Annotated in this window: 5 protein-coding genes; 3 read left to right on the top strand and 2 right to left on the bottom strand. The window is 48.4% G+C overall.

What is annotated here, in order from left to right; translation table 11 throughout:
• The first annotated feature begins 567 nt into the window (after positions 1 to 567).
• The 3 genes from ACWKV4_RS02400 (at position 568) to ACWKV4_RS02390 (ending at position 10119) form a co-directional block, all read left to right on the top strand.
• Positions 568 to 858: a helix-turn-helix domain-containing protein gene (locus tag ACWKV4_RS02400; RefSeq protein WP_483830525.1), complete on the top strand. Its 291-nt coding sequence runs from the start codon at positions 568 to 570 to the stop codon at positions 856 to 858.
• Between the two features lie 1213 nt (positions 859 to 2071).
• The gene (locus ACWKV4_RS02395; protein ID WP_483830524.1) at positions 2072 to 7915 is read left to right on the top strand and encodes an ATP-binding protein; all 5844 of its coding nucleotides are present in this window, start codon (positions 2072 to 2074) and stop codon (positions 7913 to 7915) included.
• Positions 7912 to 10119, top strand: a complete 2208-nt coding sequence (locus ACWKV4_RS02390) for a glycosyltransferase family 4 protein (RefSeq protein WP_483830523.1) — start codon at positions 7912 to 7914, stop codon at positions 10117 to 10119. Before ACWKV4_RS02395 ends, ACWKV4_RS02390 begins: the two co-directional genes overlap by 4 nt.
• 1189 nt (positions 10120 to 11308) lie before the next feature.
• Here the strand turns inward: ACWKV4_RS02390 and ACWKV4_RS02385 are convergent.
• The gene (locus tag ACWKV4_RS02385; protein WP_483830522.1) at positions 11309 to 11593 is read right to left on the bottom strand and encodes a helix-turn-helix domain-containing protein; all 285 of its coding nucleotides are present in this window, start codon (positions 11591 to 11593) and stop codon (positions 11309 to 11311) included.
• Positions 11593 to 12930, bottom strand: a complete 1338-nt coding sequence (locus ACWKV4_RS02380) for a HipA domain-containing protein (RefSeq protein WP_483830521.1) — start codon at positions 12928 to 12930, stop codon at positions 11593 to 11595. The genes ACWKV4_RS02385 and ACWKV4_RS02380 overlap by 1 nt, the downstream gene beginning before the upstream one ends.
• Between the last annotated feature and the right edge of the window lie 85 nt (positions 12931 to 13015).

The raw sequence follows: 13015 nt of genomic DNA, 5'->3' as shown, positions 1-13015 counted from the left end.
CGTTCTCCAAACTCATTCGTTTTCGATGAATAGTTAATGCAAGACCTATTTAAGGTTCGATTTTTTTGTAGAATATGCATTTTTCAAAGTTTAGCTTTGTTGGATCTGACACAGGTTGTGGTGTGTAGTAATGTCCTCTAGGAACTAGGAAATAATCAAAGCTGCCGTGTTTCGCATTGTGACATTGCGAAAACTCCAAAAGGTTTTCCATTAGCCAAGACTCAGTCCCATTTATGAAGGGCGGCGTGACCAGCATCACATCATTTACAGCCAAATTGTGTGAGGAGCTGCAAATCACCGTGGCCAGAACGTGAGGGTCCATCGTTTGGAGCATGGTCTGAAAGCTTGCTCCTTCGCTATAACGGGTTAACGTGATGTAGAACAAAGCCGAATGCCGACTGTGCTCTACGTAGCGCCAATGCAAGCCCTCTGAACTCAGTCCAGAGAGGTCGATGTACGCTCCCTGCCGTGTCATATACATGTCGGCACTCTCGTAAAAGACCACTACAGATTGTAGCTCTATAGTGGTCTAGAGGGCTTCATCATCTATTTTGCGTGGGGCGCGAAATGGAGCTGAAGCAAGCGTTTGGTCAGGCACTTAAGCAGTTTAGAACCGCCAGTGGCCTGACTCAGGAAGACTTCTCAAGCATCAGCAGTCGCACATATCTCAGCACCCTCGAGCGCGGCCTAAAATGTCCTACGTTGGACAAGCTGGAGCGGCTAGCTTCAGTTATGGATGTACATCCTTTGAGTGTCCTAGCGGCTGCTTATCAGATCAAAGGCGATGAGGGTGGGCTTGAGTCTTTATTGGCACGCATACGTGCCGAGATTGGCCCTGCAGCGTCAGGATCCAAATAGCTAGGCTCCTCACGGTAGGGTGAGCCTTCCATCCGGAGGTACGCAGATCTATGCATGGGAGGCCCCTCTGATTGAGCTTGGGGTAGTTCACCGGTGAGCGCTAGCGCCCATGGATGAGCTAGGGTTGGCTCATCAGTGAACGCAAGCGCGCAGGGATATGAGTCAGGGGGTGAGTTCGCGGTGGCTGGAGGTAGGCGTTAAACCGGGTCTCAAAAGGGGTCTGCTTCATGCCGTGTCTAGGATGGAGGTAAGCCATGGTAGGTTCTGCCCATCGCCTGATGAGAACAGGAGTTGCCAGGATGCCTCCCAGAGGCACCTTTTCATCAACAGCCGGGCAATCCGCACTGAAGTGCTTTAAATCCGAAGTGCCGGGCGCGGTCGGTATGAAGTCAGTGCACCGTGTAAACAACGCAGATGAAATGTAGACACCAGTTGTGTCAGTTGGGAAGGAAAAACCTTCCTTAGGTCTGGTGCGGGAGCAGCAGACCACCGGCGATTCGGTCTATGAGAACCTTGCGAGCCAAGGAAAGCGTATTCCACTGACTGCAAATAAGGATGCCGAATCTACATTTAACGCGGAAGTATAATGACGGCACGTGCCGAATATGGGCTGGGAGCGCTGCACCAAATCCAGCATGCACAAGCGGCGCGCAAATTAATTCAGCCAGCTGAAAAAAGATCGAATAGACATATCGGGTGCGGTAATCGTTGATCCCCTTCCCATATTCACAAACGTCGTATGCAGAAAAATGGTGTCCCTGATGCCTTCAGCAAGGGGAGGAAGGTCTGCTCAACCAGCATGAGCCAGCGTGCTTTGCCGGAGGCATCGAAGAGCGTAAGGGGGCTTACGGTCGGTGGTGTACCACATGATTGGAAAAGCGTATATTCAGTCGATTATGTCAACATTCAGGGACGGAACAATGGTTGAAAAATATCTGGTGAAGGGGTCACCCTCTCGTCTCCAACAAAAAAATCGTCATGCCGTGAAGCGACACCTAGACCGCGCGCTATGGCTGCCAATTGCGAGCCCTCCGTGGCGCGCAATTTATGTCGAAATAGCCATTACCCTAGTTGAAGTGCAATCTCGTCTTGCCCAAAGACGAGTGTATTCGAAGCCCATATGAGCGGCATTTTTTTTCGATTGCATAGCGCGCATTTCGATGCGTCCATACTCTAGATAAAACCATAAAAATTCACCGAGCACAGAAACGTTATGGGCGAGAACGCGACGAGTCAAAGTGGACCCCTTCCATCTTTGTTTTACGAAGAAACAGGAAATCTAAATTTAGAATTCTTTGAAAGGTTATGGAAGGAAACTGGTTTTGGTATCAGGCGCATTAAGTCATTAGTAAAATTGACGAATGTTCCCGATAATGATCGTGCCAAAATCAAAGCTTTCGCTGAGCAATGCGAGAAAGTGGAATGGAGGCGCACCTGGTATTCCAACTACGTTTTAAAAAAGCGAGGCGTCCCTAGATCTCTTGCTCACCTAGCCCAATCACTTGCAAAGCAAAATGATGCACGGCTAGACATAAAGGGAGACAGCTTGTCGGGGTTTTTTAAAAAATCGTTGGACGGCAGGTTTTACCCCCGGCAGGACAGGCTCTCTGAAATGGCTGTCTTGTTGACCAGTTTTTCAAATGAAAACCTTGTAGCTACCGCTACGTTTATTTGGGGACTGTGCGAAAGACTTCAAAGCGCCTCTCGAATGAGGAATGGTGCCGGCACTGAATTAAAGAAGTTTGCCAATGGTCTGCTTGAAGAATTAGACAAAACTGCCAGCATTGAACTATTGGCTTTGCTTAGTCCGCCCATCAAGGTGCCTGATGCGAAGCTGGCTAAAAGTTTGGATCGAATTGAGAAACCGAACGAAAAGCCTAATAGCGTGGCAGCTAACGATGCAGAGGAAAAAGACAAGCCTCCGCAAAATGATGAGGTGATAGACTCAGTCCGTTTACAGTTTAAATTATTATTCGGGCAAATTTTCAAAGAGGCCGAGGCAGTTCAAAAAACGTTAATAGCTATTGCTCGGGACTATCAGAATATAGAGCTGCTCGAAGGAGCTGCTGAGAAAACCCGCGTAAAGCTAGATGAGCTAAGAGAGATTGTCAGCGCTGGCGATGAAAAAGCGAGAATACTGTTGGAGCGGGTGAGAACTCGTCTTAATAGTCTGACGGTTATACGGTTTGAGGAATCATGGGTTTCGCAACCACCTTTATTGACTGACGGGGCAGCGCTTCCAACATTAGAAAAGAAACTGGCGGAATTGTATAATTTGATTTTGCTGGATAAATCATTGGCCAATTTTTCTAGCGAAATATTAGAGCGATATCAAAACCAAATTAATCAATGCTACGCACTTGATTTCAAACCGGCTTTAACTCAGCTCAGAGAAATATCCAGTGCGGCGAGTTCCTACAATGAATCACGCATTAGATGGGATTCGTCGTTGCGTTACATCACAGCTATCGCCCCCAGCTTAGAATGGGACGCGACGACTGATCCGCATATGGAGGAACACTGGGCGGCTATTGTTGCGCATTGCCTAGAAAACCACGCGGAATGTGATTTTACTTGGCTCTTTTGCAGAAAAGCACTTTCAGTTCCAAGCGCTTCAGTGAGTGAATTGATAGTTCAAAAGTTGGAAAGCTATGCGGATGACTGGGACAGCCTTGGGCGAAAGCTGTCGTTTCTAGATCCAGTACAACTGGAGCAGATTGCTAGATCTTCTGAATCGCTTTGTCCTAGTGTTCTTCTAGTTCAGGTGTTGGGGTTTCTAGTGGCCGCCTCGCAAAAAGACCCTGATAGCTTTGATTTTTGGTCGCTATGGCCACTTTGTCAGTATATGAGAGACCCTACTGATATCAGCAGTCCTCCTCTGGAACGGCTGATTTCGGCTATATATATAAGCAGCGCCGAGGATGAAGGCGTAGGGGTTCTGAAAGAGCTTCGCGAAATTGGAAACGAAATAAAAATAGATGAAGGAATGAATGATAGAGCGAGCGATACGTCTTTATGGAATGATCTTGATGTATTGCTAACATATCGCCCCCATGGTGAGGGGAATTACGCGGCATTGTGGAAAACCGCTTACAAGGATTGCATTGAACCGTTGAGGTTATATGTCCTTGCTAATGACATCATGGAGACCTCGAGTCAGCTGCTGGCGGCTGTTGAAGATCTCGACATTGAAGATCGTTATTTCCACTGGCTGAGGACATTGCAGCACACAGTTTATTCCGAATCCCAATACGAGGCGGCAACGAAAGTATATATCGCAGGCAGGCTTGCGAAGATAAAGAACTGGTGCGAGCAGAATGTTGTTGAGCAATTCATAGTCCACAGTGAAGAACACCCTATTCGTGATGTGCTTACGGCAATAGACTACGAGTCCGAGCGTGCTAGGTTGAAGCTTTGGATTGATTACATTGCCAAAACTTTGAATGCTAAAATGAATGCATTAGTTGCAGTCAGAACTGACGCCCAAGATGCTCGACATGGAGCCGGTATTCCAGCAGACTGTAATTTACCGAGGTCTTATCTGGAGCAACTCGCAGGAGTGAAGGTCGGCTGGCGAAAGCTAGTTACAGATCTTCTTGCTCAACTTGCGGGCTGTAATACACCTGAGAGGCTTTGGGACTTGTACAAAGTCGCAGGGTGTTTAGAAGCCCAAGAACGTTTAATACTTTCATTCCCTAACCTGATCGGAGATAGCGAGAAACAATCTCTTTATCAGGAGATTCACCTTTCCTCAATAAAACTTGCCGTAAGCATATCTGACGTCAAAAGAAGACTCGCATCTTTTGACGTCACTGCGGAAAGCTCAATGCAAGTGCGAAACATGGAGCTCGCTTTCGAAGAAAAGAGTTGGACTCAGTGTAGTAGGATTATTAGTTCAGCTCAGGACCTAGTAAGTCGACTGGAAAAAGAAGCGCAGCTGTTAGAGCAACGTAGAAGGCTGATAGACGGCATACGCGCTTTTGACGAGGACGTCGAACAGCACGAGGAAACCTCAGCCTTATCAATGCGATACGATGCGCTGGTCCAAGCATCATCGCACAGAAGACTTCACATAAAAGTTCTTAGGAAGTTTGCCGATACAAGAAACTTATCGTCGGCATTGGTTGATTGTGCTCTAGAACAGTCTGAGCGACTTTCGACCCCAAGCGCCTTGCCTATTGCCAGCGAATCGCAATTTGTAGCAGAAGTGTGGGAATCATTGTTGAATCCTATTGCCGACCAGCTAAGAAGGCCACAAGTTTTACAGGCCCAGTATAAACGACTTCTTGAGCTACTAGCATCCGAAGCAATCGCGGCCATGCCGGCGTTGCTAAAGGACTTGAGTCTAGGACAGTCATTAATTGAGTCTTGGCTAGACTGCGCCACACTCATGGAGGACGTTGGCTCAGCAGAAGATCTGAAAAATGTCATAAAAAAGTTTGCTATCGATGCCGATTTATCTGGTCTAACAGAAGAGTTGGAAACGGCCGACGTGCAGTCCAACAATGTCGAGGACTCGATTGCCCTTAGTGATTTCGTGACTAGTCCTCGGTCGGATGTGAGTTCATCGGAGCAATGGGAGTTAGGTGACTACAGGGATTTGGTCAGTTCATGGCTAGTGCGTCACGTATCAGAGTCGACCGTGTTCATGGGTGGCTACAATGACGCTATGGAAGGCAGAGATTGGATTGGCGGGTTAGCGCTAAGTCTCTCGTCAATTCAAGACCTCAGTTCAGTTCAAATTACTGTTGATTCGCCTGAACGGGACGCTTTTTTAGCCGCAGTAATCTGTGCATTAAATATTCCTGCTGCTCTCGCGGACACCGAAGCTTCTTACGCACTTGGTTTAATCACTGCCTGCGAAAAAGCTGGCCCCGTCCAATGGGCCCTTAATCAAAAAGGAAAGCTAGGGGGCGCAATAATTGTCGATGCGATTGGAACGATTATTCTGAGGTGGGCCAATAAAGATGCTGCTGACGTTGGTACCGGCAAGCATGACTTTAGAAGTCAGGTCGGGACAGCTGTGCGGGAACTAAGTAACCTACAGATTTTTACAGATGTTCCTCGACAAGAAGCTGTCGCATTATTTGGTAAGCCAGAGCTTCCTGGTTTCCCTCCCGGAATCGCCATGAAGCTTCTCTGGGATGTATTCACTGGCGAAAAGCAACAGGCCGAGGTTAGAGCGTCGCTGATGCTCCTTCTGTACAAGGTCGGGCTGTATAAACACGTTGGACTTTGCTTCACGCTATCACCAATAGATATCGAAAAAAGAGTTGCATTAGCCTATGCGCAGTTATTAGAAGGGGCAGACTCCTCACAAGGTCGAGAAAGTCTTGAGAATATTCGCGGAGCGTCACAATCCAAACCTTTCGTGATATTTACTCAAGCGGTCTTGGCGTCTGTAACGAGAAATAGCGGGTTGCCCGCCGAAATTGAGTTCTCATCTCCGCTAGAGCGGGCACTTGGTCGCAAAGAGTGGATGGGGATTCTTACGATCACGCCTAGGCCTATTAACCCACCACTGGACATAGAGCTTGAATTGCCAGGCGATGGGAGTATTACGTTTGGGAATGGTCGGAGCAAGATTAAATTTAGTGGGCCTTTTTTTGGTGTAAGGGACGAACGAGTCAACCTTATAATAAATATACCGGAGCTTAGTTCCACAGTAATTCGGGTGCGATGTGAGTTTATAACTCTTGAAGAAAAGCGTGTAATCGCTGATATCAACCTGAGCGTGAAAGCGGATTCCGCTGTCCCATTCAACCCCATGAGTTCGGAGCAACTGAGCAAAGCATTCGGCGATTTTCCTCAGTTCCAAATGCGTGGCGTTGAATACGTTCACCGAGATGAAGACGAAAAGCGGATCGAAACAGCGCTGTTCGATCACGAGCGTGCTGGTAGCATCTGGATATCCAGCCCTCGCCGCTCGGGCAAAACTACGATGTTGTTTAGAATCCTGGACGCTTACTCTCATAAAGTAGGCCGCGACAATGCAATCATTTTTCTATCAATGGACAAAGGTTTTCAAACGGTTAAAGATTTTAATCACTGGGTTTGGTCACGCGCTCAATTCAATGATGAGAATCTTGAATTAAGAAGCGGGATCGTTGATTTTGCCCGAATTGGCGAGCAACTTCCATTTGCGTCCGGTGCGGATATATTTCTTACTGCTTTGGCAAAAGAAATAATCTCCAGATCTGAAAGGCTGACACGGGTATATTTTTTAATTGATGAGATCGACAAGCTTTCCGAAATGACGTTATCTGGCGGCATTGCTAAAGATGTCGCAGTTGAATTGACGTGGCAGTTTCGGCACATCATTTCCTCCCAGCCTTCAATTGGGATGGTATTTTCAGGATCAAACCCTGCGCGAACTATGTTTGTTAGAAATCCCCAAGCAGCTTTGTACAATAGTATTCAGAACTTCGATTTAATACCATTTGGCACAAAGACCGAGCTACAGAAGAAGCGTGCTCGCGAGATAGTTGAGCCTGCGGTATTGCGTGGCAAGTATAAGCTTCCAGATAAAACGTTGGAATTCTTGATTAAAATAACGGCCGGCATACCCTACTATATGAAATTAGTGGCGGGAGCTACCTACGCAGTTTCGCAGCAAAAATATCTCATGCATTCGGATGTTATTCAAGGTCTTGCATCACTTTTGGATAAATCAACCGGAGTGACGGCGTTAGACAGTCTCGATGACCCCGGGGAGGATGAACTTAGAGTGCTTTACACGCGGGACGAAAGGGATCAGTTACTAGTACGCGCTGTCTTGTATTCTGCTGCTGAAATTAGGAGCCCTATTTCCGGCGGGCCGCTAATGAATGGTGAGTTAAGATCACACAGATCACCATTAGTTGGTCGGTACAATTTATCTAAATCCGATATAAATTCGGGGGTCGAAAGTGCGATCCAGCTAGGTTACCTTAAGCGCCATAAAGAGTTAGCTGCGCTCGAGTTCAGCATTCCGATGCTAGGCGAGTCAATTCGGCATCGTTCTGGAGCTCTTTGGGCAATAATTAATGACAAACTTGAGCAATTGGCGAATGTATGAATAATTTACTTATGCCTCAATCATCTGTTGCTATTGCTCGACGTGTTGTCAAGTCTTGGGTCAGCGGTAGCAATACAATCTTAGTGTCCCCGCCGCTCACAGATCCCACCTCGCTCTTCGATCTTTTGAATGATCGGAAATTTCACGCGGAAACCGGCGTGGACAGCGCTTCGCTGGCGATAGCAAGATTTCGGGCGGGTCGCATCGAGAGCCCTCAAACCTTTATAAACGGCGTAGTCGCACAGTGGGACCCTAGTGGCCTTATTAAATGCGAAGGTAACGATATTGGCGGTGACTTGCACAAGGTTCTAAAGGCTGTATATGACTCTGGCCGTACACCAGTGCTAATCATTGAAGCATTTCACCAAGCCGTGCGAGCGCTCACTTGGGATGTCGGTACAGCATTGCGCGATCTAGAGCACAAGCTGAAGTTAAGAACTGTCGTCGAGTTGCCCGTCAAGCTGAGCACTCTACGAAGTCGATGGGCGGTCGAGAATAACAAGCACGACTTCCTTGCCTCTGAGTTTGGCCAAGGACACACTACGCTAACTCTTAAGGGATATACCCAGCTTGAGGTAGAAGCTACTGTCGCATCTTTTGGTCTCGACAAGCGCTACTCTTCCCAGATTTTAAGCTTAAGCGGGGGCATACCTGATTTGATGAATTGGTTGATCCGCGAGGCCGAATATTGTCAAAGCTCCGATGAGCTGGTAGCGGTGGCACAGAGTGGTGCTACTGATATCTGCTACCGATTTTTTAAGTGGCTAGATGCGAGGGGGGAGAAATCATTCACCCGAACTCTCGCCAAAATGTATAATAACGAGTCCTTGGCCAAGATATTTGCGCTAATTAGCGTTCACGAATGGTCTTCTATGCTTCTCACAGAAGACGGCAAGCTTTGTTCGCAGCTAATTGGATACGCTGCCTCTCAGAAATTATTGCTTGATTCGACGCTTGCCACAGGCGATGGGCAGGATCAGTTTAGCGCTTCAGGTGCAGTGTCTTTAATAGACTCTGCAACTAATAAGGAAGTTATCGTTGTGGCCGCTACATGTTGGGGCGTACTGCATGGTGGTATCAACTCATTCAATCTAGATCTTTGTGCTTCCCTGACTCATGATTCTGCGCAGAAATACGAGATCATATGCATCGTTCCAACAAATGCCGATATTGTTGAGGAAACAGGGGGAGTAGATATTCGTTGTCTTAGGGTAGATGGAGGAAGCCAATTCTTCGGTTTCGATGTGTCTTTAGCTCGCGAGAAACTACGGGATGTTGGCCACGTAAAATTTGTACTCGGCCACGATTTGATAACCGGAGAATTCTGCTGCAATTTAGCTGCTGAACTTGGTGCGAAATCGATAGTTTTCTGCCACATGTCTTACGCAGCCTACTATTCAATGATGAACTCATCCGAGAAAAGTAATCAGAAGGTAGAAGGCCAGCGGTTGTTACTAGCTAAGGCTGATGCAGTCTTTGCAGTCGGACCAAAGCTTGTTAAACACGCTCAGTCACTTTTGAGACTCTCTACCTCCCGTGCGCAAGTATACGAATATGTCCCCAACTTACTTGACTTGCAGCCAGTAAGGTCTCCTAGGGATATACCGTGTATTACCTACGTAGGCCGTCTTGGGCAAGGTGCAGAGCTAGTGAAGCAAGGACTGCTGGCTGTGAGCGCGATCGGTCTGGCTATAAAGGAGTTGAATTTGCGAGATGCTTTAGTTCGTTTTATCGGAAGTGCCGATGATCAGGATGAATCTCACTATAAAAAGCTTATAAACGATGGTGCAGGTAAGCTTGTCAGTACGGAGTTCCTTTCTTTTCGCAACTCTAGATCCGACACGTTAAGATATATTATGGATAGTAGCCTGATTGTAATGCCGTCTGTTCATGATGGTTTCGGACTAGTAGGGTGGGAAGCGATATCCCTCGGAATACCGTTAGTGATCTCGCAAAATACTGGGCTTTATGAGCATCTTACTGAGCTCGGACTTCAGAGTTATGTTGGTTCGGTGGACGTTCTAGGTAGTATGGATGCCCCGCGAGAGGACGATATAAGATCGTTGTCCGAACAGCTGGTTGTGAAGCTCCGAGACTCTAAGAGGGCGCATGATGATGCCGCTACTCTTAACGCCCGGATCAAAGGTCTCGGCTTGGATTCTGTAGAAAGATTCACTGCTGCAATGAGGATTGAGTTCAATTAATTAGAATTCTCTGATGTCTTTTATAGGGCGGTCAACCTAAGCCATCAGACGCGTCAGTGAACTAGTTAGAAGGCTCCTAAATTGCGCCTGCCAATATAACTTGGCTTTTGACAAGGAGTATCCTCAACCCTTCAGTGGGTTTGGTTGGGTATTGCGGCACCGGTTCTTATGTTGAGGCGGGCCGATTACCCTAACGGCGTTGATTACCACTACGACATGTAAGTTAGCGTTGATTTGTCGAATTTTTCCAAATCTCTTCGATTTTCCGCAAGCTGCGCTAAAGCGACTGTATATCCGTGCCGGCTTAACGCCCGGAGTCCGAGTCAATAGCTTCAAGCGCAGTAATCACGTGATTTCGAAGTCGTGGACCGACCGTTTAAGCGATCCAGTGGCATTTAGCTGAGCACTCGCCCCATGTGGTATTGGCCCCGGCATCACGGGTATGGTGGTTTTTCGGGCTGTATCGGTCCTGCTTCGCCCCTCAGTTGGCGACAGATTCTCTTGAGTTGCGGCTCATGTAGCCGTTGGAGGCTTGGAGAAATGGCCGGCGTATCACGCTATCACTGCGGTGAATCCTGTTGTCAGAGTTTGATTTGCATAGGTGCTATCCGTAGGGGGGTGGTCGAGTAGATGCGTCTTTTAGATCAGCACCCTTTCGCTCGCGAACCAGTACGGTGTAAAGGCCAGGGCTACGCATAAAACTTGTCCGCTGGCTCAGCGTGCGTCCACTGTATGCGGCGGCGGAGCATCTGATTGCTGTAATCCCTAGGTATTCAGGCAGGCTAGGTAGTTCTTGGTGCGTCATGCTAGGAAAGCAGTGTGGGGTTGATTCGAACTGATTAGTCGACTTTGTAAAATTTTCTTGAGGCTGGCCCACTTAACTTTACGTAAAACCTTACATTTATACGATTCAGCACGACGACAATCCTTCCAAACCTCTTTATAGTCAAATATCATGCCCACTCGGTCGGCTTTCTTGCATGCTGCTTGGTAGTTAAAACCATTTTAGGGTATAGCTTAGCCCTGAAGGGTAAAATCTTTCCCTGAAAGCCCCAAGCATCAAGCGCTTGGGGCTTTCTTTTGGCCCCAAAAGTAAAATTCAGATACGCCTGGAGCACAAGGATGGTTAAACATGGTTATAAGTGGCTGAAATTCTCACTGCCTGGATAAGCTCGCTTTCCACCGAAGGCTAAACACGAGTACCTCGCTGCCTTTTAGGGGCAGGTACGATTCCCACCTGCATTCCAAACGGCTTGAAGACACTGTTTAAGGTGTGCAGGGTAGGATTGGATTCGTCGTGTTCAAGCTGGCGCAGGGCCCTGGGGGACAGCTTGCACATTTTCGCGAATGTTTCTTGATCAAGCCCCGTAAAATCCTTGCGCAGTGTTTGCACGGCCTTGCCAATCGTCAGTTCGCCTGTCGCGAGCTTTTCCTGCACCTGAGCCAAGCGTTTTGCCCGTTCTGCTATGTCCATCAGATCAAGCCCCGCGCGTTGAGCCACTGAGGCAGTTTTCGCAACGCTGTCATGGGATGATTCATGGTCACGTCGGGCAGGCCGTAGCGCCTTAATAAGTCTGGTAGCGCCAGAAAGCGCTGGGCGTTTGCTCGTAGCCTTTCAAACTGATCGTCAGGATTCGTCCACTCAGCCAGCGCTTGGCATGCCAATAACCAGTCCACTCGTCCTACATGTTCAATGGGCTGCGCCCACTTGGTGGATCGAGTAACCCCTTCGCTGTCCATGACCATTGGAGCAAGGTCATAAATAGGCGCCAGCTTAATTCCAGCAGGGGTGCGTAAGATCGACATGTTTCGACAATGGTTGTCTGAATTGCCCAGAATCTGGTTCAGCAGGTCCCTCATCAGGTATTCGGCAATCATGTCATCGACCTGTTCTGCCTGTCCTGCGCTTTGCCACAGCTCAACCAGGCACGCAATTACAGCGGTATGTTCCATGTGCGCCCCAGTGACTATGATCCCCGCCAGGGAGTAAATGGACTCCACGGCAGTACGCTCAATACCCGTGCCGGTTACTGCTCTATCAAACCTATGCATCCACAAGCTTGGTTTATTCCCTTCTTCCAAGGCCAGACCATCCGTGGGTACGGTATCAAGCCCAATAGTCTGAATAGCGCGGTAATAACAGAATTCGCTGGTCAGCACATCAAGGTCGCTTTGTAGCGCCTGGTTACGAGCAAACTTTACGAACCAATGCTGGGCGACGTGTTCATCCGGCAGAACAGCATCGGGGAACACCATGCCAGCGTGATCCTCAACCAACAACAGCTTGGGTGCTTCGCCACCGGCCCCTGTGGCGCCGCCGATTGCCGCACCTTGCTCATAGGCATACTCAAGAAAGCCAGCATCCCGGACAATGACCTCGCTTCGAGGAAACCCTACAAGCGGTACGCCCTCGAGATAGCCCATGGATTCCTTGACGCGGATATTGCCTACAGGCGCTAGGCTGCACCTCCCTAGCAGGAAAAGATCCCTGTTCAGGTCTTGAGTATTCTCATGGAGCAGACGGCGGGCTAGGAATGTTCCCGCCGCGCCGGAGGGCACGATATCGAGCAGGAATGCGGGCGCCGTATCCTCAAGCCATAAATCGAAGCCAAGCGGCAACCTTGCGCTGACAGCGCAATCAAGCTTGCTATAAAGGCGTTCTGTATGCTTCGCGACATACTCTGGAAAGTAGGAATAGTTGGTCGGCCCGGTGAAACCCAGATCAGGCCTCGTGAAGTCCAGTGCCAGGGCATCCTGCCAGGTTCCCTCTGTGTATACCTGGACAGTCAATCTATAGGGCACGTCAGGCATTGTGGGCTCCGGTACCGTTTAAGAAAGCGCATAGGCACTATAATGCCGAAAATACCCCCTGGAGGTTTAGTTTTAGGCATTTTAA

Source organism: Pseudomonas artemisiae, assembly GCF_057128685.1.
The sequence above is the reverse complement of the archived record's forward strand: the minus strand, read 5'-3'. Positions and strand labels throughout refer to the sequence as shown.

Bases quoted from the DNA above. Each gene is read 5' to 3' on its own strand.
- ACWKV4_RS02390 (WP_483830523.1), top strand. From the start codon at position 7,912: ATGAATAATTTACTTATGCCTCAATCATCTGTTGCTATTGCTCGACGT.
- ACWKV4_RS02395 (WP_483830524.1), top strand. From the start codon at position 2,072: ATGGGCGAGAACGCGACGAGTCAAAGTGGACCCCTTCCATCTTTGTTT.
- ACWKV4_RS02380 (WP_483830521.1), bottom strand. From the start codon at position 12,930: ATGCCTGACGTGCCCTATAGATTGACTGTCCAGGTATACACAGAGGGA.
- ACWKV4_RS02400 (WP_483830525.1), top strand. From the start codon at position 568: ATGGAGCTGAAGCAAGCGTTTGGTCAGGCACTTAAGCAGTTTAGAACC.
- ACWKV4_RS02385 (WP_483830522.1), bottom strand. From the start codon at position 11,593: ATGGACATAGCAGAACGGGCAAAACGCTTGGCTCAGGTGCAGGAAAAG.